The 21688-nt window shown below is 70.9% G+C and carries 22 protein-coding genes; 21 read left to right on the top strand and 1 reads right to left on the bottom strand.

The genetic code is table 11. From position 1 onward, the window contains the following. From tilS to folK, 6 genes are all read left to right on the top strand, one after another. Window positions 1–586: tRNA lysidine(34) synthetase TilS (gene tilS / locus R7226_RS26065; RefSeq protein WP_318600313.1), on the top strand; the 586-nt coding region annotated here is incomplete at its 5' end. Window positions 587–654: 68 nt separating this feature from the next. Further along, window positions 655–1209, top strand: coding sequence for a hypoxanthine phosphoribosyltransferase (gene hpt, locus R7226_RS26060; RefSeq protein ID WP_318600312.1), 555 nt, complete (start codon window positions 655–657; stop codon window positions 1207–1209). Between the two features lie 166 nt (window positions 1210–1375). Continuing rightward, the gene (ftsH, locus tag R7226_RS26055; protein WP_318600311.1) at window positions 1376–3346 is read left to right on the top strand and encodes an ATP-dependent zinc metalloprotease FtsH; all 1971 of its coding nucleotides are present in this window, start codon (window positions 1376–1378) and stop codon (window positions 3344–3346) included. Between the two features lie 90 nt (window positions 3347–3436). After that, window positions 3437–4243, top strand: coding sequence for a dihydropteroate synthase (gene folP, locus R7226_RS26050; protein ID WP_318600310.1), 807 nt, complete (start codon window positions 3437–3439; stop codon window positions 4241–4243). Further along, window positions 4240–4674, top strand: a complete 435-nt coding sequence (folB, locus tag R7226_RS26045; protein WP_318600309.1) for a dihydroneopterin aldolase — start codon at window positions 4240–4242, stop codon at window positions 4672–4674. Before folP ends, folB begins: the two co-directional genes overlap by 4 nt. 31 nt (window positions 4675–4705) lie before the next feature. Further along, window positions 4706–5227: a 2-amino-4-hydroxy-6-hydroxymethyldihydropteridine diphosphokinase gene (gene folK, locus R7226_RS26040; RefSeq protein ID WP_318600308.1), complete on the top strand. Its 522-nt coding sequence runs from the start codon at window positions 4706–4708 to the stop codon at window positions 5225–5227. 10 nt (window positions 5228–5237) lie between these two features. Here folK and R7226_RS26035 read toward each other — a convergent pair whose 3' ends face one another. Further along, a complete protein-coding gene (locus tag R7226_RS26035) occupies window positions 5238–5987 on the bottom strand; it encodes a glutathione S-transferase family protein (protein ID WP_318600307.1) in 750 nt (249 codons plus the stop codon). A 133-nt stretch (window positions 5988–6120) separates the two neighbouring features. On the opposite strand from R7226_RS26035, the gene R7226_RS26030 reads away from it, so the two are divergent. From R7226_RS26030 to R7226_RS25960, 15 genes are all read left to right on the top strand, one after another. Then, a complete protein-coding gene (locus R7226_RS26030; RefSeq protein WP_318600306.1) occupies window positions 6121–6888 on the top strand; it encodes a type III pantothenate kinase in 768 nt (255 codons plus the stop codon). 144 nt (window positions 6889–7032) lie between these two features. Next, window positions 7033–8022 (top strand): tRNA dihydrouridine synthase, encoded by a 990-nt coding sequence (locus R7226_RS26025; protein WP_318600305.1) that lies wholly within the window; start codon window positions 7033–7035, stop codon window positions 8020–8022. A gap of 171 nt (window positions 8023–8193) precedes the next feature. Next, complete coding sequence (gene greA / locus R7226_RS26020) at window positions 8194–8673, top strand: transcription elongation factor GreA (protein WP_318600304.1); 480 nt, start codon at window positions 8194–8196, stop codon at window positions 8671–8673. Window positions 8674–8688: 15 nt separating this feature from the next. Further along, window positions 8689–10173, top strand: coding sequence for a lysine--tRNA ligase (gene lysS / locus R7226_RS26015; RefSeq protein ID WP_318600303.1), 1485 nt, complete (start codon window positions 8689–8691; stop codon window positions 10171–10173). A 253-nt stretch (window positions 10174–10426) separates the two neighbouring features. Continuing rightward, complete coding sequence (locus R7226_RS26010; RefSeq protein ID WP_318600302.1) at window positions 10427–13018, top strand: ATP-dependent Clp protease ATP-binding subunit; 2592 nt, start codon at window positions 10427–10429, stop codon at window positions 13016–13018. A 99-nt stretch (window positions 13019–13117) separates the two neighbouring features. Next, window positions 13118–13411, top strand: a complete 294-nt coding sequence (locus tag R7226_RS26005) for a CDGSH iron-sulfur domain-containing protein (RefSeq protein WP_318600301.1) — start codon at window positions 13118–13120, stop codon at window positions 13409–13411. Then, entirely contained in the window at window positions 13408–14550 is a 1143-nt protein-coding gene (locus R7226_RS26000) for a cystathionine gamma-lyase (protein WP_318600300.1), read from the top strand. The genes R7226_RS26005 and R7226_RS26000 overlap by 4 nt, the downstream gene beginning before the upstream one ends. Before the next feature lie 110 nt (window positions 14551–14660). Then, window positions 14661–16055 carry a DNA repair protein RadA gene (gene radA / locus R7226_RS25995; protein WP_318600299.1) on the top strand — a complete coding sequence of 465 codons (1395 nt, stop codon included), beginning with the start codon at window positions 14661–14663 and terminating at the stop codon, window positions 16053–16055. 118 nt (window positions 16056–16173) lie between these two features. Continuing rightward, window positions 16174–17289 (top strand): DNA integrity scanning diadenylate cyclase DisA, encoded by a 1116-nt coding sequence (disA, locus tag R7226_RS25990; RefSeq protein ID WP_318600298.1) that lies wholly within the window; start codon window positions 16174–16176, stop codon window positions 17287–17289. Between the two features lie 41 nt (window positions 17290–17330). Next, window positions 17331–17909: a CarD family transcriptional regulator gene (locus R7226_RS25985; RefSeq protein ID WP_318600314.1), complete on the top strand. Its 579-nt coding sequence runs from the start codon at window positions 17331–17333 to the stop codon at window positions 17907–17909. 25 nt (window positions 17910–17934) lie between these two features. After that, on the top strand, window positions 17935–18606 hold the full coding sequence (gene ispD / locus R7226_RS25980) for a 2-C-methyl-D-erythritol 4-phosphate cytidylyltransferase (protein ID WP_318600297.1): 672 nt from the start codon (window positions 17935–17937) through the stop codon (window positions 18604–18606). Next, the gene (locus R7226_RS25975) at window positions 18600–19439 is read left to right on the top strand and encodes a histidinol-phosphatase (RefSeq protein ID WP_318600296.1); all 840 of its coding nucleotides are present in this window, start codon (window positions 18600–18602) and stop codon (window positions 19437–19439) included. The genes ispD and R7226_RS25975 overlap by 7 nt, the downstream gene beginning before the upstream one ends. Further along, window positions 19439–19921 (top strand): 2-C-methyl-D-erythritol 2,4-cyclodiphosphate synthase, encoded by a 483-nt coding sequence (ispF, locus tag R7226_RS25970; protein WP_318600295.1) that lies wholly within the window; start codon window positions 19439–19441, stop codon window positions 19919–19921. The genes R7226_RS25975 and ispF overlap by 1 nt, the downstream gene beginning before the upstream one ends. 76 nt (window positions 19922–19997) lie before the next feature. Next, entirely contained in the window at window positions 19998–21365 is a 1368-nt protein-coding gene (cysS, locus tag R7226_RS25965; RefSeq protein ID WP_318600294.1) for a cysteine--tRNA ligase, read from the top strand. Window positions 21366–21436: 71 nt separating this feature from the next. Continuing rightward, on the top strand, window positions 21437–21688 hold a 252-nt coding region (locus R7226_RS25960), incomplete at its 3' end, for a hypothetical protein (protein WP_318600293.1).

Here is a 21688-nt window from a genome sequence, read left to right as displayed (position 1 = left end):
CGCCGGGCGGCCGGTCGGCGGCGCTGCCGGCCGCGCCGAGCAGGTCGCCGCGCTCAGACGTGCCGGCACCGCCTGGCTCGACCTCGGCGGCGGCGTGCGCGCGGTCGCCGAGTACGGCGTCGTGCGCGCCGAGCTGACGCCGCGCGCCGAAGACGCGCGCAACCCGGCCGGCAGCGCCAGCGCGCCAGGTGTGGGCGGCGCGGCCGAGACGACTCCGCCCGAGCCGGTCGCGCTCCCGGTCCCCGGCAGCGCGACCTTCGGCGCCTGGCGGCTGCGCTGCGAGGCGAGCGCGCCGGATCCCGTCGACGGCGTGCTCGACCGCGCCGCGCTCGGCGGCGCCGCCGAGCTGCTGGTGCGCCCGTGGCGCACCGGCGATCGGATCGCGCCGATCGGCCTCGGCGGCACCAAGTCGCTGCAGGACCTCTTCACCGCCCGCCGCGTGCCGCGCGCCCGCCGCGCGCTGCTGCCGGTCGTCGTCTGCGGCGAGGAGGTCGCGTGGGTGCCCGGCGTCGCGACCTCGGCGCGCTTCGGCGTCACCGCCGCCACGCGCGAGGCGGTGCGGCTGTCGGCGAGCGGCCCGGCGTGAGCGCGCGGCCGGCCGCGGGCGCTCCCGGCCGCGCCGCTGGAGCCGGCCCCGTAGACTCTCCGCCCCGTATGGCTTCCACGCGTGACGCCGCGATCGGCGAGATCCTCGTCCAGCCGGACGACCTGCACCACCGGGTGCGCGAGCTGGGGCGGGAGATCTCCGCCGACTACGAGGGCAGGCAGCCGCTGCTCGTCTGCGTGCTGAAGGGGGCGGTCTTCTTCCTCGCCGACCTGATGCGCGAGCTGACGGTCCCCTGCGAGGTCGACTTCATGGCGGTCGCGTCCTACGGCTCGGCCACCCAGTCCTCCGGCGTCGTGCGGATCCTCAAGGACCTCGACGCCTCGATCGAGGGTCGCGACGTGATCATCGTCGAGGACATCGTCGACTCGGGCCTGACGCTTCAGTACCTGCTGCGCAACCTCAGAGCCCGCGGCCCGGCGTCGCTGGCAGTCTGCGCGCTGTTGACGAAGCCCGAACGGCGCCGCGTCGACCTCTCGCCTCGTTACGTCGGCTTCGAGATCCCGGACAGGTTCGCGATCGGCTACGGGCTCGACCACTCCGAGCGCTACCGCAACCTCCCGTACGTGGCGGCGTTGAAGACGGAGGAGCAGGACGGCGCCTGACCGCGCCGCTCACGTTCCGTAGGTTCCCTGCCGATGCAGGGAGAAGTGCAGAGCCAAGCCACGCTCCAGGATGCAGGGAAGCCTGCGGGGGCGGGAAAAGCCAGGTGCTAGGCTTGGACACCCCGTCCACCGTCACATCGGCGCCGAGGGCGCCGGGAAGCCATTCATGAGCAGGTTCTTCAAGAGCGCCGCCTTCCCGATCCTCATCGTGGTAGTGCTGGCCTTCTTCGCCCAGCGGCTCATCAACACCGGTGACTCTGGGCCGAGATACGACTACTCGACCTTCCAGCAGGACCTCGCCGACGGCAACGTCAGATCGGCGGTCATCAAGACGCGTGACAACACGCTCGAGGTGACGCTGAGAGAGCCTGCCAACAAGAAGCACGAGATCGGCTACGTGCCGGAGGACGGCGACGCGCTCGTCTCTCAGCTCGAGGAGGAGAGAGTCGCCTTCGACGTCGAGGGCAGAAAGTCCAACGGCTGGCTCTCGCTGCTGACGTACGTGCTGCCGTTCCTGATCTTCATCGGCTTCTGGATCTTCCTCATGAATCAGGTCCAGGGCGGCGGATCGAAGGTGATGTCCTTCGGCAAGAGTAGGGCCAAAAGGCTTTCCGTGGACTCGCCGAAGATCACCTTCCGTGACGTGGCGGGCGCCGACGAGGCGGTCGAGGAGCTGCACGAGATCAAGGAGTTCCTCGAGAACCCGAAGAAGTTCCAGGCGCTCGGCGCGCGGATCCCCAAGGGCGTGCTGCTGTACGGCCCTCCGGGCACCGGCAAGACGCTGCTCGCCCGCGCGGTCGCCGGCGAGGCCGGCGTGCCGTTCTTCTCGATCTCCGGCTCGGACTTCGTCGAGATGTTCGTCGGCGTCGGCGCCTCTCGCGTGCGCGACCTGTTCGAGCAGGCGAAGCAGAACTCGCCCTGCATCATCTTCATGGACGAGATCGACGCCGTCGGCCGCCATCGCGGCGCCGGCATGGGCGGCGGTCACGACGAGCGCGAGCAGACGCTCAACCAGCTGCTCGTCGAGATGGACGGCTTCGAGGCGAAGGACAACATCATCATGATCGCGGCCACCAACCGGCCCGACATCCTCGATCCCGCCCTCCTGCGCCCCGGTCGCTTCGACCGTCAGATCACCGTCGACCGGCCCGACCGCAAGGGCCGCTCGAAGATCCTCGAGGTGCACACGCGCGGCAAGCCGCTCGCGCGTGACATCGACGTCGACACGCTCGCCGGCCAGACGCCCGGCTTCACCGGCGCCGACCTCGCGAACCTCGTCAACGAGGCCGCCCTGCTCGCCGCCCGCACGGGCAAGCGCGAGATCACCCAGGTCGAGCTCGAAGAGGGGATCATGCGCGTGATCGCCGGGCCCGAGAAGAAGACGCGTGTGATGTCCGACGAGGAGCGCCGCATCACGGCGTACCACGAGATGGGCCATGCGATCGTCGGCCACTTCCTCGAGCACGCCGACCCGGTCCACAAGATCTCGGTGATCGGCCGCGGCCAGGCGCTCGGCTACACGATCTCGATGCCGCAGGAGGACAAGTTCCTCACCACGCGCGCCGCGCTCGCCGACACGATGGCGATGACGCTCGGCGGTCGCGCGGCGGAGGAGATCGTCTTCGGCGAGATCACCACCGGTGCCTCCAACGACCTCGAGAAGGTCACCGGCACCGCCAAGCAGATGGTGATGCGCTTCGGCATGAGCGAGAAGCTCGGCCCGCGCGTCTTCGGCCACGACCACGGCCAGCCGTTCCTCGGCCGCGAGTTCAGCTCCGAGCCCGACTACTCCGACGAGATCGCGCGCGAGATCGACGACGAGATCCGTCGCATCGTCGAGACCGCGCACCAGTCGGCCAAGGACATCCTGACCGAGCACCGGGAGAGACTCGAGTACATCTCGGAGATCCTGATCAAGCGCGAGACGATCGAGTCCGATCAGTTCGCCGCGCTGCTCGAAGGCCGCACCGAGGAGGACGTCTTCGGCGCCGAGGCGCCGCCGCCGCCGGAGGTGCCGTCGGCGACGACGCCCGAGCGCGGTCGCGACACACCCCGGCCGCTGCCGCGGCCCGGCCTCGCCGGCGGCGCGGCGGAGCTGCGCGGGCTGGAGTCACCAGAAAAGCCCGAGCTGGCCTGAGACGCTTCGAAGAGCCGCCCAACAGGGCGGCTCTTCTCGTTCTGGGCCCGCGACGCGCCTGCCGCGCCCGGCATGGGAGGATGGGACGGCATGCCGGCCCCGTTCCGCATCATGGGCATCGTCAACGCGACGCCCGACTCGTTCTCCGACGGCGGCCGCTACCTCGACGCGACCGCCGCCGTTGCGCACGCGCGTGAGCTGGAGGCCGACGGGGCCGCGATCCTCGACCTCGGCGGCGAGTCGACGCGCCCCGGCGCCGACCCCGTGCCGGCCGACGAGGAGCGCCGTCGCGTCGTCCCCGTGATCGAGGCGTTGGCCGCCGGCGGGAGCGCCGCGCAGCTGTCGATCGACACGATCAAGCTGGAGGTCGCGCGAGCGGCCGTCGATGCCGGCGCGACCTACGTCAACGACGTCACCGCCTTCCGTCACGACCCCGGTATGGCGGCGTTGGTCGCCGAGCGCGGGCTCGACTGCTGCCTGATGCACATGCGCGGCGAGCCGCGCACGATGCAGAGCGACCCCGTCTACGACGACGTCGTCTCGGAGGTGAAGGCGTTCCTCGAGGAGCGGCTCGCGTTCGCGGTCGCCGAAGGGGTCCCGGAGGAGCGGATCCAGCTCGATCCCGGGATCGGCTTCGGCAAGACGGCGGAGCACAACCTCGAGCTGCTGGCGCGGCTCGACGAGCTGGTCGCGCTCGGGCGGCCGGTGCTCGTCGGCGTCTCGCGCAAGACCTTCCTCGGCCGCATCACCGGCCGCGACGTCGACGATCGGCTCGCCGCGACGCTCGCCGCCAACGTGCTCGCGTTCACGAAGGGCGCGACGATCTTCCGCGTCCACGACGTGGCGCCGCTCAGAGACGCGCTTGCGGTCGCTGCTGCTACCGTCCGCGCACGATGAGCCCCGACGAGAACGACGAGTTCGAGGACGACCTCGACGACGAGCTGGAAGACGAGCCCTCCGAACCGGTCGTCACGATCGAGATCAACGGCCTCTCCCTCTACACCCATCACGGCGTCAGCGCCGCCGAGCGCGAGGTCGGCCAGCGGCTCGTGCTGGATCTGAGGCTCGAGGTCGGCGACTGCGACGCGACGATCACCGACCGCGTCGAGGACACGATCGACTACGGCGAGGTCTGCCAGGTCGTCGCGCTCGTCGCCCAGCAGCGCTCCTACAGAACGCTGGAGCGGCTCTGCACCGCGATCGCCGACCGCCTGCTCGACCAGTACGACGCGGAGACCGTCTGGGTCAAGGCCTCCAAGCCGGAGCCGCCGATCCCGCTGCCGGTCGACGACGTCTCGGTCGAGGTCTTCCGCGAGTCGGACGGCTGAGCGCCGTCGCGCGGCCGCGCCCGCAGCTGTGATGGCGCAACGGATCGGCTACCTCGGGCTCGGCTCCAACGTCGGCGTGCCGCGCGAGAACCTCGCGGCCGCCGTCGCGGCGCTGCCCGCGCACGGCGTGTGCGTGCTGGCCTCCTCCTCGACCTACGAGACCGATCCGGTCGGCGACGTGCTCGACCAGCCGGACTTCCTCAACGCCTGCCTGCGGATCGCGACCGAGCTGGAGCCGGAGGAGCTGCTCGGCGCCTGCAAGGCGGTCGAGCGCGAGCTGGGACGGGTCGCGCAGGAGAGCCCCGACTACGTCAGACACGGGCCGCGACCGATCGACGTCGACCTGCTGCTGCTCGGCGAGCTGGAATACAGCTCCGAGCGCCTGCGGCTGCCGCACCGCGAGGTCACCAGCCGCCGCTTCGTGCTCGTGCCGCTGCTCGACCTCGACCCCGAGCTGACGCTGCCTAGCGGCACACGGCTCGCCGACGCGCTCGCCGCGCTCCCATCCGGGGAGAGAGACGACGTGCGCCTCGCTGGCGACCCGCTGCTGTGAGCGGCGCGCGCTAGACCGCTTCGAGCTGCGGCTGCGGCACCGGGAGGGTTCCCGGCGGCAGCTCGCCCTCGCCCGGGTAGGCCGGGACTGCCCTGCGCGCCAGCTGCCATGCCGGTCGCGCGGCCAGCAGCGGCCAGGCGTCGGCGAAGGTGCCGAGCATCCGCAGGCTCGACCCGATCTGGAGGTCGGCCGCGTTCGGCTGCGGGCCGCCGACGACGCCGTCAGCGATCAGCTCGTCGACGTGGTCGAGCCAGCCGGGCAGCGCCGCGACGTCGGCCCGCAGGGTCGCCTCGTCGGCTCTGTTGCGCCAGCGCGCGGCGCGGCAGACGAGCGGCGTCACGAGCGTGCGGGCGGGGCGCGGCAGCGGCAGCTTCGAGCCGTGCGCGTAGCCGTCGATCGCGCGCGGCGCGCCCGCGATCCCCATCCAGAACATCCGCCGCACGGCCGGCTGCAGCACCTCGTCGCCCCAGCGCTCGGCGGCGAGCACGCGCTCGCGCTCCCGCGGATCCGGCGGCAGCAGGACAGGCTCGGGGACGAGCTGGTCGAGCCGGTGCAGGATCGAACGCGAGCCGATCACCGTCTCGCCGTTGCCGAGCACCAGCACCGGCACCGTCAGGGTGCGGAAGCGCAGCCACTGCAGCGGCACGTGGAAGGCGGGCGGCAGCTCGACGACGCGGTAGGGCTGCTGCTTGAGCTGGAGCGCTCGCTCGACGGCGACGCAGGGGTGGGATCCGTGGATCGCGTAGAGCGTGTGACCCATCGCGCGAGCATACGCCTCAGCACACCGCTTTCGCGTCGGTTGGCGCGCTCGGCGCCGCGGCGCTCGCTGCCCGCGGCGGCGGCGCGGCGCATGGGCGTCACGTCGCCGCTCCAGCGGCGATACTGTCGCGCCCATGCTTCTCGTGCTCGACGTCGGCAACACCCAGACCCACTTCGGAACCTTCGACGGCGATCAGCTGACGGAGCACTGGCGCTTCGCCACCGTGCGCGAGTCGACCGCCGACGAGCTCGGCGCCAAGCTCTCCAACCTGCTCGGCCTGCGCGGCCTCTCCTTCGACGACGTCGCCGCCTCGATCGTCTCCAGCACCGTCCCGCAGCTGGGCGCCGAGTGGAGGACTGTCGGCGAGCGGTACCTCGGCCACCAGATGGTCGTCGTCGGCCCGGGGATCCGCACCGGGATGCCGATCCGCTACGAGAACCCGCGCGAGATCGGCGCCGACCGGCTCGTCAACGCCGTCGCCGCGTTCGAGCGGATCGGCGCCGCCTGCGTCGTCGTCGACTTCGGCACCGCGATCACGTTCGACCCCGTCTCGGAGACCGGCGAGTACCTCGGCGGGATCATCGCCCCGGGCGTCGAGATCTCGATGGAGGCGCTGACCGAGCGCGCTGCCGCGCTGCCGAAGATCGACCTCGTCGAGCCGCGCGCGCTGATCGGCAAGACGACCGTCGACGCGATCCGCTCCGGCATCGTCTACGGCTTCGCCGGCCAGGTCGACGGGATCGTCAGACGGCTGCGCGCCGAGCTGGGCGAGGAGACGGCGACGATCGCGACCGGCGGCCTCGCGCAGGCGATCGTCCCGTTCACGGAGGAGATCGACGAGACCGACGACCTCCTCACGCTGACCGGGCTCCGCCTCCTGCACGAGCGCAACACCGCCTGAGCAGCGCCTCGCCGCCGCTGGCTTTGTCCTCGGTCGCTCATGGGCTGGCGCCCGGGCACCGCGGACGAAGTCCGTGGTCGCTCCCTGCGTCCGCGCCAGCGACGACGATCCGCCCCTCAGCCGAGCGCGTCTACCATTGACGAAGTGCGCTCTCTCCAAGACTCCTGGACGCTCGGCGGCGTCGAGATCCCCAACCGCGTCGTGCTCGCCCCGCTGGCGGGCATCGGCAACTGGTTCGTGCGCCTGCAGGCGAAGCGCTACGGCGCCGGCCTCGCGGTCTCGGAGATGGTCTCCAGCCACGCGATCCACTACGGCAACGAGAAGACGTGCACTGAGCTGCTGCGCGTCCACCCGGAGGAGCAGGTCAGAGGCCCGGTCTCGATCCAGCTGTTCGGCAACGACCCGGAGATCATGCGCTCCGCGGCCGCCAGAGCGGCCGAGACGGGCGCGAACCTGATCGACCTCAACATGGGCTGCCCGGTGCCGAAGGTCTGCAAGACCGGCGCCGGCGCCGCGCTCGTGAAGGATCCCGATCTCGCGGTCGCGATCGCCGTCGCGGCGCGCGAGGGCAGCGGGCTGCCGGTCACCGTCAAGCTGCGCCCGGGGCTGCGCCCCGGCGACCAGCACGGGATCGAGCTGGCCTATCGGCTCGTCGCCGACGCCGGCATCGCCGGCCTCTGCATCCACCCGCGCCACGCCTCGCAGCAGCACAGAGGCAGACCGGACTACGACCTCGCCAAGCGGCTCGTCGAGGAGCTGCCGGTGCCGGTCCTGATCTCCGGTGGGCTCAGAAGCGCCGAGCGTGTCAGAGAGGTGTTCGAGTACACGGGAGCGGAGGCGGTGTTGCTGGCGCGCGGCTCGCTCGGCAACCCGTGGCTGTTCGAGCAGGTGCTCGGGCTGCGCGAGGGCGACCCCAGCCGCGAAGAGATCCTCGACGAGGTCGCGTGGGTTCTGGAGCGCGCCGTCGAGCACCTCGGCGAGCAGCGCGCCGCCCGCTATCTGCGCAAGTTCTACCCCTGGTACGTCGAGCGCCTCGGCGAGGGCGCCGAGCTGCAGGACCGCCTCCAGCGGACCGAGTCGATCGACGACGCCCGTGTCGCGTTCGGGCTGCCGGCGCTCGCGGCGGCGGCCTGATCACAGCTCGCAGTGCTTCGCTTGCGAAGCACGCTTACCGAGTACTTAGAACCGCGTCGCTATACTGTCGCGCCCCGTCGCCCTGATTGGACCAGAATCCCGCCCAGAGCGGGTTTTTCCTTGTCAGGCCCGGCGCGCTTTGCTCACCACCGCACCTCCAAGGTCACGCCTATGCCCAAGGACGTCATCCTCACGCCGGACGGTCTCACGAGACTCAAGAATGAGCTCGAGTACCTCTCGACGGAAAAGCGGCGCGAGGTCGCGGCTCGGATCAAGGAGGCTCGCGAGTTCGGCGACATCTCCGAGAATGCCGAGTACGACGACGCCAAGAACGAGCAGGCGATGCTCGAGTCGAAGATCGCGTTGCTGGAGGAGAAGCTGCGCTCGGCGACGGTCATCGACGCCGGCGACATCAACACCGACATCGTCGGCATCGGCTCCTCGGTCGAAGTCGACGACAACGGAAAGAGCGCGACGTACACGATCGTCGGCTCCTCCGAGGCCAACCCGGCCGAGCGCAAGCTCTCCAACGAGTCGCCCGTCGGCAAGGCGCTGATCGGCGCCAAGGCCGGCGAGACGGTCACCGTGCAGCTGCCCAACGGCAAGCAGCGCGAGCTGAAGATCAAGAAGATCGACGTCGGCCTCGCCTAGCGCGAGCCGCGCGCGATGGCCGCCACCGACGACGACAGAACGGGCCCCGGCGCGGAGGAGACCTCCGCGCTGTTGGCCGCCCGCCGCCAGAAGCTCGAGCGGCTGCGCGCCGAGGGGATCGACCCCTTTCCGCACGACTACGACGGCGTCACCGCGATCGCCGACGTCAAGTCCGGCTACGACGCGCTGGAGGACGGGGCCGAGACGACCGACACGTTCCGCGTCGCCGGTCGCCTCGCCGCTCGCCGCGGGCAGGGCAAGGCCGCCTTCCTCGACCTCGTCGACCGCTCCGGGCGGATCCAGCTGCACGCGCGCGTCGACGTGCTCGGCCAGGAGACGCTCGACCGCCTCGTCGGGCTCGACCTCGGCGACCTGATCGGCGTCGACGGGACCGTCTTCCGCTCCCGCCGCGGCGAGCTGTCGCTGCGGGTCGACAGCTGGACGCTGCTGGCGAAGTCGCTGCGGCCGCCGCCGGAGAAGCACCACGGGGTGCAGGACGTCGAGACCCGCTTCCGCCACCGCGAGCTGGACCTGCTCTCGTCGGAGGAGACGCGCGCGCTCTTCATCGCACGCGCGAGAATCGTCTCCGCCGTCCGCCGCTTCCTCGACGATCACGGTTACGTCGAGGTTGAGACTCCGGTCCTCCAGCCGCTCTACGGCGGCGCCGCGGCGCGGCCGTTCACGACGCATCACAACGCGCTCGACCGCGAGCTGTACCTGCGGATCGCGACCGAGCTGTACCTCAAGCGCCTGATCGTCGGCGGCCTCGAGCGCGTCTACGAGCTCGGCAAGGACTTCCGCAACGAGGGGATATCGCACAAGCACAACCCCGAGTTCACGATGGTCGAGTTCTACGAGGCGTACGCCGACTACCAGGACATGGCCGCGCGGACCGAGCGGCTCGTCGCCGCCGCCGCGGAGGCGGCCGGCTACGACGGTGAGATCGACCTCTCGCCGCCGTGGAGACGCGAGACGCTGCACGGCGCGATCCTCGACCGCAGCGGAATCGACATCCTCGCCGCGACCGACCGCGACGCGCTCGCGGCCGCGATGGAGGCGAAGGGGATGAGAGTCCCGCCCGACGACACCTGGGCACAGCTCGTCGACGAGCTGGTCACCAAGCACGTCGAGCCGACGCTGATCGAGCCGACCTTCCTGTTCGACTATCCCGTCGAGCTGTCGCCGTTCGCGAAGAAGCACCGTGAGGACGACCGCCTCGTCGAGCGCTTCGAGGCCTACGTCAACGGGATGGAGATCGCCAACGCCTTCTCCGAGCTGAACGACCCCGACGACCAGCGCCGCCGCTTCGAGCAGCAGCGCGCGGACGCCGAGGCCGGCGACGAGGAGGCGCAGCCGTTCGACGAGGCGTACCTCCAGGCGCTGGAGCAGGGGATGCCTCCGACGGGCGGCGTCGGGATCGGGATCGACCGGCTCGTGATGCTGCTGACGGGCCGCAGATCGATCCGCGAGATCGTGCTCTTCCCTGCAATGCGGGACTGACGGCCGCGCCTCCGCAGGGAGAAAGGCCCGCAAGTTCCCGCAAGCGGACGGGCCTTAGCGCGCCGACGTGGAACTTGCAATGCGAAGCACGCGAAGCACATCCGCCCTGTTGGTAGACTGACGTATGCCCGGCGAACGAACCCGATCGCTCATCATCTGGTTGGCAGCAGCCGATGATCCGTGTATGCGGGACCATTCGCATCCCTCTGAAAGATCCCGCCTCACCCGCCCGTAGGGAAGGAACGTCGCACCCATGTTCGAGCGATTCACAGAGCGAGCCCGCCAGGTGGTCGTCCTCGCCCAAGAGGAGGCCCGGACGCTCAAGCACAACTACATCGGCACAGAGCACATCCTCCTCGGCCTCCTGCGCGAGGAAGAGGGCCTGGCCGCTCGTGTGCTCGAGAGCCTCGACATCACCGTCGAGCGTGTGCGCGCGCAGGTCGTGCGCATCGTCGGCTCCGGTGAAGAGGTGACGTCCGGTCAGATCCCCTTCACGCCGCGTGCGAAGAAGGTCCTGGAACTGGCTTTGCGCGAGGCGTTGAGCCTCGGGCACAACTACATCGGCACAGAGCACATCCTCCTCGGCCTCGTGCGCGAGAACGAGGGTGTGGCTGCGCGCATCCTGCTCGACTTCGACGCGGATTCCGAGAAGATCCGCAACGAGGTCATCCGGATGCTCTCGGGTCCCGGCGGTCGCCGCCAGGGCTCGGGCAGCGGCAGCGGGGCTGCGGCCGCCGCCGGTCCGCAGGGCGAGGGCAAGAAGTCCTCGAAGCTGCTGGACCAGTTCGGTCGCAACCTCACCAAGCTTGCCTCCGAGGGCAAGCTCGATCCGGTCGTCGGTCGCGAGACCGAGGTCGAGCGGATCATGCAGATCCTCTCGCGCCGGCAGAAGAACAACCCGGTCCTGATCGGCGAGCCGGGCGTCGGCAAGACGGCCGTCGTCGAGGGCCTCGCGCAGCGCATCACCAACGCCGACGTGCCGGAGCTGCTGAAGGGCAAGCAGATCTACACGCTCGACCTGGCTGCGCTCGTCGCCGGCTCGAAGTACCGCGGTGAGTTCGAGGAGCGCCTCAAGAAGGTGATGAAGGAGATCACCCAGCGCGGCGACATCATCCTCTTCATCGACGAGCTGCACAACCTCGTCGGCGCCGGCGCCGCCGAGGGCGCGATCGACGCGGCCTCGATCCTGAAGCCCGCGCTCGCGCGCGGCGAGCTGCAGACGATCGGCGCCACGACGCTGGAGGAGTACCGCAAGTACCTCGAGCGCGACGCCGCGCTCGAACGTCGCTTCCAGCAGATCCGCGTCGACCCGCCGTCGACCGACGAGACGTTCCAGATCCTCCAGGGTCTGCGCGACCGCTACGAGGCGCACCACAAGGTGAACATCACCGATGAGGCGCTGACGGCCGCCGCCGACCTGGCCGACCGCTACATCTCGGACCGCTTCCTGCCGGACAAGGCGATCGACCTGATCGACGAGGCCGCGGCCCGCATGCGCATCAAGTCGATGACCTCCCCGCCCGTGTATCGCGATCTCGAAGAGGAGATCGAGACGACGCGGCGCAACAAGGAGGCCGCGATCGAGGCGCAGGAGTTCGAGAAGGCCGCCAACCTGCGCGACCAGGAGCGCCGGCTGACGCAGAGAAAGCGTGAGCTGGAGGAGCAGTGGGAGGCCGGCGAGTCCGGTGAGCGCCCGTCGATCGGCGAGGAGGAGATCGCCGACATCGTCTCGATGTGGACGGGGATCCCGGTCTTCAAGCTGACCGAGGCTGAGACGGCGAAGCTGATGCGGATGGAGGAAGAGCTCCACAAGCGCGTCATCGGACAGCATGCCGCCGTCGAGGTCATCTCGAAGGCGATCCGTCGCTCCCGCGCCGGGCTCAAGGATCCGAAGCGGCCCACGGGCTCCTTCATCTTCCTCGGCCCCTCCGGCGTCGGCAAGACGGAGCTGGCGCGCACGCTCGCCGAGTTCCTCTTCGGCGACGAGGACGCGATGGTCCGCATCGACATGTCCGAGTACATGGAGAAGCACGCCGTCTCGCGTCTCGTCGGCTCGCCTCCCGGCTACATCGGCTACGACGAGGGCGGTCAGCTGACCGAGGCCGTGCGGCGCAAGCCGTACTCGGTCCTCCTGCTCGACGAGATCGAGAAGGCCCACCCGGACGTCTTCAACATCCTGCTCCAGATCCTCGAGGACGGGCGGCTGACGGATGCGCAGGGTCGCACCGTCGACTTCCGCCACGCGATCGTGATCATGACGTCGAACATCGGCGCGAGCGAGATCGCTCGCAACACGCCGCTCGGCTTCGCTGTCAGCGACGACGAGACCGGCATCACGTACGACGACATGAAGACGCGGATCATGGGCGAGCTGAAGAAGGTCTTCCGGCCCGAGTTCCTCAACCGCATCGACGACGTGATCGTCTTCCACAAGCTGGCCAAGGAAGAGATCAAGGAGATCGTCGACCTGCTGCTGCTGCGGATCCGCGCATCGCTGGCGGAGCGCGAGCTGCAGCTGGAGCTGACCGAGGAGGCGAAGGACCTGCTCGTCGACAGAGGCTGGGATCCCGCCATGGGCGCCCGTCCGCTGCGTCGCGCGATCCAGAGATACATCGAGGATCCGCTCGCCGACTTCGTGCTGCGCTCCGAGCTGATCCCCGGCGGCACCGTGATGGTCGACAAGGCCGCGGAGGGCGTGGAGGGTGACGTCTCGATCGAGATCGTCGCGCCGAAGCCCGCTCCGACGCCGGTCGGCGTCGGCGCCGAGGGCGGCTCCTCCGAGGAGGAGCCCGCCGCGCCCGAGGCCGAGGCCTCGGCCGACGGCGGAGAGCCGGCCGACAAGTAGCAGCGCGTCACGCGCATACGCAGTTTCTGGGGCGGTCCTTCGGGGCCGCCCCGTCTGCGTTCTGGGGACCGCCGGCGCCGGGGCGGTAGCGTGTGGGGCGTGCACGAGGTCGAGATCAGAGTCCGCGACGACGGGCCGTACAAGGTGACGGGCCCGGTCCGGCTGGTCGACCCCGAGGGCAACGAGATCGCCAACCCGCGGCCCGACCGGCCGATCGTGCTCTGCCGCTGCGGCCAGTCGCACACGAAGCCGTTCTGCGACGCGGCGCACAAGGCGAGCGGGTTCAACTCGTGCGTTCGGGCCGAGCGCGCGAGCGGCGGCGAGGCCGCCGGCGCGGCGCCGTCCGGCGGCGCGGCGGCGACGGCTGAGCGTGCGAGCGAGGCGGGGGCATGAGCGGCGAGCGCCGTTTCGGCGACGGCACGCGCGCCGTCCACGCCGGCCTGCCGCCGGCCGAGCAGGGGCAGCCGTTCCTGCCCGGGCCGACCTTCGCGGCGCCGTTCCACCTGCGCGGCGACGACGTCTACGACGAGCGATATGGCTACGCCCGTTACGCCAACCCGACCTGGACCGCGCTGGAGCGCGCCGTGGCGCAGCTGGAGGGCGGCGACGACGTCACCGCCCTGACCTTTCCGTCCGGCTCGGCCGCGATCGCGGCGGTCCTCTTCCCGCTGCTGCGGGCCGGCGACGTGCTCGTCGTGCAGGAGGACGCGTACCCGACCGCACGGCTGCTGGCCTCCGGCGAGCTGGCCGCGCTCGGCGTCCAGGTGCGGCTGGTTCCGACCGACACCGCCGCTGTCGTGGCCGCCGCCGACGGTGCCGCGCTGGTGCTCGTCGAGACGCCGTCGAACCCCGGCCTCGACGTCGTCGACGTGCGCGCCGTCGCCGCCGCCGTGCGCGGCTTCGGCGGGCGGCTGGTCGTCGACAACACGCTCGCGACGCCGTTCGGCCAGCGCCCGCTGGAGCTCGGCGCCGACGTGACGCTGCTGAGCGGCTCAAAGCACCTGACCGGCCATGGCGACCTGCTGCTCGGCACGATCGCCACGCGCGACGAGACGATCGCCGCCGCCGTCAGACAGTGGCGGGATCGCGCCGGCGCGATCCTCGGCCCGTTCGAGGCATGGCTGGCGCACCGCTCGCTGGCAACGCTCGACGTGCGGCTGGAGCGCCAGACGGCGACGGCGCTGGCGCTCGCGACGCTGCTGGCAGCGCGCGTCGGCGACGACCTCGACGAGGTCCGCTACCCCGGCTTGCCCTCAGACCCCGCGCACGCGGTCGCCAACCGCCAGATGGAGGGCTTCGGCACCGTGCTGACGTTCGATCCCGGCTCCGCCGAGCGGGCGCGGGAGCTGTTCGACCGCTGCGAGCTGGTGATCGAGGCGACCAGCTTCGGCTCGATCCACACGATGGCCGAGCGGCGCGCCCGCTGGGGCTACGACGAGGCGACCGAGGGCCTGATCCGCCTCAGCGTCGGGATCGAGGACGCCGACGACCTCGCGCGCGACCTCACCCGCGCGCTCGACGCGACGCGCTGACACCTGTTTCACCGTGGGGAGCGCGGATCGGTGCATCTCCTCGATGCACAGATCCGCACTCATCGCGCGAACGCGTGTTCGTCCGGGGTGGTGCGTACTCTGGATCGCCCATGGCCCGCCCGACCACCGTCCACGTCTGCTCCGACTGCGGCCACGAGACGCCCCGCTGGGCCGGGCAGTGTCCCGGCTGCCAGGCGTGGAACACGCTCGTCGAGGAGGTTCGCTCCGCGCCCGCGCGCGGCGGGGGCGGCGGCTCCGGGCGCGCGGGCGTCGGCGGCTCGCGCGGCGGCGCGGCGGTCGCGCCGACGCGGCTGGGGGCTGTCCAGGCGAGCGAGGTCGCGCGCCTGCCGACGGGGATCGGCGAGCTCGACCGCGTGCTCGGCGGCGGGATCGTGCCGGGCTCGCTCGTGCTGATCGGCGGCTCGCCGGGGATCGGCAAGTCGACGCTGACGACGATGGCGCTCGCCAACCTGACCGGCGCGGGCCGCAAGACGCTCTACGTCTCCGCCGAGGAGTCGGCGGCGCAGATCAAGCTGCGCGCCGAGCGATTGCCGGGGGCGGCGCTCGACATCCCCGTGATCGCCGAGACCGACCTCGGCGCGGTGCTGGCGACGCTCGAACGGGAGCGGCCGGAGGTCTGCGTGATCGACTCCGTCCAGACGCTCCATGCGGCCGAGCTGACGGGCGCGCCCGGCTCGGTCGGCCAGGTGCGCGAGGTCGCGGGCGAGATCATGCGCGTGGCCAAGCAGCACCGGATCGCCGTGCTGCTGGTCGGCCACGTGACGAAGGAGGGGGCGCTCGCCGGCCCGCGCGTGCTGGAGCACCTCGTCGACTGCGTGCTGCAGTTCGAGGGCGAGCGCGAGCGCACCTACCGCACGCTGCGGGCGCTGAAGAACCGCTTCGGCTCGACCAGCGAGGCCGGCGTCTTCGAGATGAGACAGGGCGGGCTGGTCGAGGTGCTCGACGCCTCCGCGCGCTTCGTCGGCGAGGCGACCCACGCGCCCGGCTCGGTCGTGCTGTGCGCGATGGAGGGGTCGCGGCCGCTGCTGGTCGAGGTGCAGGCGCTCGTCTCGCCGTCGGAGCTGGTGCCGCCGCGCCGCGTCGTCAGCGGGATCGACCGCAACCGCCTCGCGCTCGTGCTCGCCGTGCTCGGCCGCCATGCCGGCGTGGCGGTCGGCAGCGCCGACGTCTTCGTCAACGTCGTCGGCGGCGTGCGCGTCGACGAGCCGGGCGCCGACCTCGCGGTCGCGCTGGCCGTCGCGAGCGCGGCGCGCGGGGTGGCGCTGCGGGGAGCGGGCGGCAGAGACGGGGAGGACGGCCCTCCGCTGGCCTGTTTTGGTGAGCTCGGGCTCACTGGTGAGCTGCGGACGGTCGCGCACCCCGAGCGGCGGGTCGCGGAGGCGCGGAAGTTCGGTTTGGGAACGATCGTGACCCCAGAAGCCGGCACATTGCGGGCCGCGCTGCGGAGCGCGCTGCCGGTCCAGCAGCGCGCGCGGGCTGCCTGAAACGCGGCGCTTCGGCCACGTCTGAGGACGCGCGCGTTTCCGAAGCGTTTCGCAATCCGTCCAAGACTTCCTGCGTCCTGCCGAAAATCACGGAAAAACGCGGTAGAATGGTGTGTCTATGGCGCCGCGTTCCGGGGAAGAGCTCAAAGAGGAGCTCGAGTCTCGCCAAGAGCCCCGGCTCGTCAAGGCACTCGAGATGGTTGCTCCCGGCACCTCACTGCGTGAGGGGATCGACAACATCGTGCATGCTCGCACGGGTGGTCTGATCGTGATGGGCGACGCCGACGACCTCTCCTTCCTCTTCTCCGGTGGCCTCAAGCTCGACATCGATTACACGCCGGCGTTTCTCTATCAGCTCGCCAAGATGGATGGCGCGCTCGTGCTCAACGCGAACGCCACGAAGATCGTCTGGGGCAACGTGCAGCTGACGCCCGATCCGACGATCCTGACGCTGGAGACCGGCACCCGTCACCGCACGGCCGAGCGGATCTCGAAGCAGACGGAAGCGCTCGTGATCGCGATCTCGCAGCGTAGGGAAGTCGTGTCGCTCTACGTCGACGGCGCCAAGTACATCCTCGAGGACATCCCGGTCGTGCTCGCGAAGGCCAACCAGGCGCTCGCGACGCTCGACAAGTACCGCAGCCGCCTCGACCAGGTCTCGACCCGCCTGACGGCGCTCGAGTTCGAGGGCGGCGCGACGCTCCACGACGTCCTGACGGTCCTCCAGCGCGCCGAGCTGGTGACGCGGATGGGCGTCGAGATCGAGCGCTACATCGTCGAGCTCGGCACCGAGGGACGCCTGATCGAGATGCAGCTCGACGAGACGATGGTCGGCGTCGCGGGCGACAAGTCCGCGCTCGTGCACGACTACCTCGCCGAGGACACCGACGAGAACTTCGCCGTCGCCTTCGACCAGCTGGTGCGCCTGCCCCACCAGGACCTGCTCGACTTCGGTCGCCTCGCCGAGCTGCTCGGCTACGACCGCAAGGTCAACACGCTTGACTATCCCGTCTCCCCGCGCGGCTACCGGATCCTCGGTCGCATTCCGCGCCTGCCACGTCTCGTGGTGCAGCGCATCGTGCAGGAGTTCGGGGGGCTGGAGGAGATGCTCGCCGCCACTGACGGCGAGCTCGAAACCGTCGACGGCGTCGGCGAGATCCGGGCGAAGGACATCCGCGAGGGCCTTCGCCGACAGCAGGAGATCAACCTGGTGGACCGGTACCTGCAGACCTGACGGTCCGTGGGCGCTGACTGCTTGACACAAGGAGGACGACCATCACTGAACTGAGCGAAGAGCAGCTCGAGGACCTCGACATCACCATCCAGGTCGAGCACATCGAGTTCGAGATCGGCGACAACGTCGTCTACCCGCACCACGGTGCCGGCCAGGTCCTCAAGAAGGAGGACAAGGAGATCTTGGGTGAGACGCGCGAGTACCTGACGATCAAGATCCTCCACAACGACATGACCGTGATGGTCCCGACCGAGAACGCCGCCGTCGCCGGACTGCGCCGCGTGATCGACGAGGAGACCGTCAAGAGAGTGCTCGCCGTGCTGGCGGACGAGTGCTCGGAGATGCCGAAGAACTGGAACCGGCGCTTCAAGCACAACCGCGACAAGATCAAGACCGGCGACATCTACGAGCTGGCCGAGGTCGTGCGCAATCTCGCCATCCGAGAGGCGGAGAAGGGCCTGTCGACTGGTGAGAAGCAGATGTTCACGCGGGCGAAGAAGATCCTCGCCTCGGAGCTGATGTACGCGCTCGAGATGGAAGAGGCGCAGGCCGAGGAGCACCTCGACGAACTGCTCGCCTCATCCGCGGCGAGCGGCAAGGTGGCCGTCGGGGCGGAGTAGCCGGACGGGTCGGACGGATTTGGTGATGGCGGTCGCGCTGCTCGTGGCCGCCGGTCGTGGTGAGCGCCTTGGGGCCGACGGTCCCAAGGCGTTCGTCATGCTGGCGGGCCGTCCGATGCTGGAATGGTCGCTCGACGCGCTGCGCGCCGTCGCAGCGATCGAACGGATCATCGTCGCCATCCCGGAGGGGTTCGACGCCCCCGCCGGAACCGTCGGTGTCGCCGGCGGCACCGAGCGCTCCCACTCCGTGCGCGCCGCGCTCGCCGCGGCTGGCGACGGCCCGGCGGACCAGCCGATCCTCGTCCACGACGCCGCGCGCCCGCTGCTGACGCCGGCGATCGTGACCGCCACGCTCGACGCGCTCGCGCGGACCGGCGCCGACGCCGTCGTCGCCGCCGCGCCGGTCGTCGACACGATCAAGCGCGTGCATGCCGACGCGCCCGGCCTGCACGTCGAGGCGACGCTCCAGCGCCACGCGCTGTGGGCGGTCCAGACGCCGCAGGTCTTCCGCCGCGACGCGCTGGAGCGGGCGCTCGCGCTGCCCGACGACGTGCTCGCCGCCGCGACCGACGACGCCGGCATCGTCGAGCAGACGGGCGGCCGCGTCCACCTCGTAGAGTCCCCGCGCGAGAACCTCAAGGTCACCACCCCGGTCGACCTCCGCCTCGCAGCCCTGATCCTGGAAGAACGATGCTGACCGACTACCACGTGCACCTGCGTCCCGACGAGCCCGGCACGACGGCCGAGAAGTACTTCGTCCCCGCCAACGCCGAGCGCTATCGCGAAGCCGCCGCCTCGCGCGGCATCGCGGAGCTGGGCGTCTCGGAGCACATCTACCGCTTCAAGCAGGCGCTCGAGGTCTGGCAGCACCCCTTCTGGCAGTCGCAGGCGCACGAGGACATCGACGCCTACTGCCAGTTCGTGCGCGAGCAGACCGACCTCAAGCTCGGGATCGAGGCCGACTTCGTGCCGGGCAGAGAAGACCGCATGGGCAACCTGCTCGAAGCGCGCGACTGGGACTTCGTCGTCGGCTCGGTCCACTTCGTCAAGGACACCGCCGTCGACATGGCCGGCGACTGGGACGTCTGGACGACCTCGTTCGAGTCGCCCGACAAGGTCTGGAAGCGCTACTTCGAGACGCTCGGCGAGTGCGCGCGCAGTGGCCTCTACGACATCCTCGCCCACCCCGACCTCGTGAAGGTGTGGGGTGGCGAGCGGCCGAAGCCCGACGGCGACCTGCGCCGCTACTACGAGCTGGCGATCGAGGGGATCGCGGAGTCGGGGATCGCCGTCGAGGTCTCGACCGCGGGCCTGCGCAAGCCGGTCGGCGAGCTGTACCCGGCGAGCCCGTTCCTGGAGATGTGCATCGAGGCCGGCTGCCCGGTCGCGCTCTCCAGCGACGCCCACCTGCCCGAGCACATCGGCTGGGAGTACGAGTCGACCGTCGAGTGGCTGGCCGAGCGCGGCGTCACCGAGCTGGCCGTCTTCGAGCGCCGCCAACGGCGCCTGGAATCGATCGGGGCCTCCTGATGGTCGCGACCGGGATCGGCTGGGACGTCCACAGACTGGTCGCCGGCCGGCCGCTGATCATCGGCGGCGTCACGATTCCATCCGAGCTGGGGCTCGACGGCCACTCCGACGCCGACGTGCTCGTCCACGCGGTGATCGACGCGCTGCTTGGCGCCGCCGGCCTCGGCGACATCGGCGAGCACTTCCCCGACACCGACGAGCGCTGGAGAGGGGCCGACTCGCTCGACCTGCTGCGCTCGACGCGCGAGCTGGTCGCCGTCGGCGGCGTCGAGATCGCCCACGTCGACACGACCGTGCTGCTGGAGCGGCCGAAGCTGCTGCCGCACAAGCAGGCGATGCGTGAGAACATCGCGGGCGCCCTGGAGCTGCCGCTCGCGCGCGTCAACGTGAAGGCGACGCGCGGCGAGGGAATGGGCTTCGTCGGTCGCGTCGAGGGTGCCGCGGCACTCGCGATCGCGACGCTCGAGCGGCCGGAGCAGTAGGGCGGGGGCCGCGCCCGCGGCTCCGCTGCGCGCTTCGCCCGCGCTGAACCCGATCGGCTCGGTAGGGTTGGCATCGATGCGGGCGATCACGATCCATGACACCAGAAGCGGCGCGCTGCTGCCGCTGCAGCCGCGCGATCCCGGGCGCGTCTCGATCTACGCCTGCGGGCCGACCGTCTACGGCCGCATCCACGTCGGCAACGCGCGGCCGTTCGTCGTCTTCTCGCTCTTCAAGCGCTTTCTCCAGCACGAGGGCTACGAGGTCACGTTCGTCGCCAACGTCACCGACGTCAACGACAAGATCTACGACGCCGCGCGCGCCGCCGGGATCCCGAGCGAGCAGCTCGCGACCGAGATGACCGCGCACTACGTCGACGACACCGACGGGCTCGGCCTCGGCCGGCCCGACCACGAGCCGCTCGCGAGAGCGACGATCGCCGAGATCGTCGCGCTGATCGCGCTGCTGATCGAGCGCGGTCACGCCTACGCGGTCGACGGCGACGTCTACTTCGACGTGCGCTCCTACCCGCAGTACGGCGAGCTGTCGCACCGCGACGTCGACCAGATGGACCAAGGGGAGGGTGTCTCCGGCGCCGCTCTGAAGCGCGACCCGCTCGACTTCGCGCTGTGGAAGGCGTGGAAGGAGGGCGAGGACACCTCCTGGGACGCGCCGTGGGGCAGGGGCCGGCCCGGCTGGCACATCGAGTGCTCGGCGATGGCCGAGGCGCTGCTCGGCGTCGGCTTCGACGTCCACGGTGGCGGCTCGGATCTGGTCTTTCCCCACCATGAGAACGAAGCCGCGCAGACCTGTGCCGCGCATGGTGAGCCGCTCGCGCGGCTGTGGATGCACAACGGCATGGTGCGGCTCGACGGCGAGAAGATGGCGAAGTCCGTCGGCAACATCTTCCTGCTGCACGAGGCGCTCGCGACGCACGGCCGCGACGCGCTGATCGCCTACTTCGCCGCCGGCCACTACCGCCAGCCGATCTCCTACTCCGGCGAGCGGTTGGAGGAGGCGGAGCGCTCGGTGCAGCGGATCCGCGAGCTGGGCCGGCGCCTGGATCCGACGGCGCCCTCGCCGGCCGAGCTGACGCCGCTGCGCGACGGCTTCTTCGCCGCGCTCGCCGACGACTTCAACACGCCGAGAGCGTTCGCCGCCGTCTTCGACTGGGTGCGCGGCGCCAACCGCCTGATCGAGAGCGGCACGGCGGTCGGCGGCGAGCAGCTGCGCGAGATGCTGCAGGTGCTCGCGCTCGACAACCTGCTCGACGCCGCTGATGGCGCCGCGGGGCCCGACGAGGCGGCGCGCGAGCTGCTGGCACGCCGCGAGGCGGCGCGCGCGGCGCGCGACTTCGCCGCCGCCGACGCGCTGCGCGACGAGCTGGCCGCGCTCGGCTGGACGGTGCGCGACGGCGCCGCCGGCCCCGAGCTGGTCCCGCGCTAGATCAATCATCTAGTGTCGTGAGGCGCAACCGGCGCCGCCCAGCGAACTTCTGACTCACGACTCGAGAGCTAATGGCTGACAAACGCAGACAGGGGCGCGACGCGCGCCGCGCCGACGGTGGCGCCGCCGGAGGCTCCGGCTATGGCTCCGGCTCGGGCAGACGCGGCGGCTCCGGCCCCGGCAGAGGCCGCAGCTTCGGCGGTGGCGGTGGCGGCGGCAGACGCGGTCCAGGTGGTGCGTCGGGGTCCGGTGGACGCGGCGGCGCGGGCGGCGGTGGACGCGGCGGCGCGGGCGGCGGTGGACGCGGCGGCGCGGGCGGCTAC

Origin of the sequence: Conexibacter stalactiti, from assembly GCF_033542075.1 — a bacterium.
In the GTDB taxonomy this organism is placed as follows: Bacteria; Actinomycetota; Thermoleophilia; order Solirubrobacterales; family Solirubrobacteraceae; genus Conexibacter; species Conexibacter stalactiti.
This window is presented reverse-complemented; position numbering and strand designations above follow the sequence as displayed.

Excerpts from the sequence above, each read along its gene's own strand:
- R7226_RS25975 (WP_318600296.1), top strand. The coding sequence starts at position 18,600 with ATGCTGACCGACTACCACGTGCACCTGCGTCCCGACGAGCCCGGCACG.
- disA (WP_318600298.1), top strand. The coding sequence starts at position 16,174 with ATGGCGCCGCGTTCCGGGGAAGAGCTCAAAGAGGAGCTCGAGTCTCGC.
- R7226_RS26030 (WP_318600306.1), top strand. The coding sequence starts at position 6,121 with ATGCTTCTCGTGCTCGACGTCGGCAACACCCAGACCCACTTCGGAACC.
- ispF (WP_318600295.1), top strand. The coding sequence starts at position 19,439 with ATGGTCGCGACCGGGATCGGCTGGGACGTCCACAGACTGGTCGCCGGC.
- lysS (WP_318600303.1), top strand. The coding sequence starts at position 8,689 with ATGGCCGCCACCGACGACGACAGAACGGGCCCCGGCGCGGAGGAGACC.
- radA (WP_318600299.1), top strand. The coding sequence starts at position 14,661 with ATGGCCCGCCCGACCACCGTCCACGTCTGCTCCGACTGCGGCCACGAG.
- folK (WP_318600308.1), top strand. The coding sequence starts at position 4,706 with ATGGCGCAACGGATCGGCTACCTCGGGCTCGGCTCCAACGTCGGCGTG.
- ftsH (WP_318600311.1), top strand. The coding sequence starts at position 1,376 with ATGAGCAGGTTCTTCAAGAGCGCCGCCTTCCCGATCCTCATCGTGGTA.
- folB (WP_318600309.1), top strand. The coding sequence starts at position 4,240 with ATGAGCCCCGACGAGAACGACGAGTTCGAGGACGACCTCGACGACGAG.
- folP (WP_318600310.1), top strand. The coding sequence starts at position 3,437 with ATGCCGGCCCCGTTCCGCATCATGGGCATCGTCAACGCGACGCCCGAC.
- R7226_RS26010 (WP_318600302.1), top strand. The coding sequence starts at position 10,427 with ATGTTCGAGCGATTCACAGAGCGAGCCCGCCAGGTGGTCGTCCTCGCC.
- hpt (WP_318600312.1), top strand. The coding sequence starts at position 655 with ATGGCTTCCACGCGTGACGCCGCGATCGGCGAGATCCTCGTCCAGCCG.
- cysS (WP_318600294.1), top strand. The coding sequence starts at position 19,998 with ATGCGGGCGATCACGATCCATGACACCAGAAGCGGCGCGCTGCTGCCG.
- R7226_RS26035 (WP_318600307.1), bottom strand. The coding sequence starts at position 5,987 with ATGGGTCACACGCTCTACGCGATCCACGGATCCCACCCCTGCGTCGCC.
- greA (WP_318600304.1), top strand. The coding sequence starts at position 8,194 with ATGCCCAAGGACGTCATCCTCACGCCGGACGGTCTCACGAGACTCAAG.
- ispD (WP_318600297.1), top strand. The coding sequence starts at position 17,935 with ATGGCGGTCGCGCTGCTCGTGGCCGCCGGTCGTGGTGAGCGCCTTGGG.
- R7226_RS26000 (WP_318600300.1), top strand. The coding sequence starts at position 13,408 with ATGAGCGGCGAGCGCCGTTTCGGCGACGGCACGCGCGCCGTCCACGCC.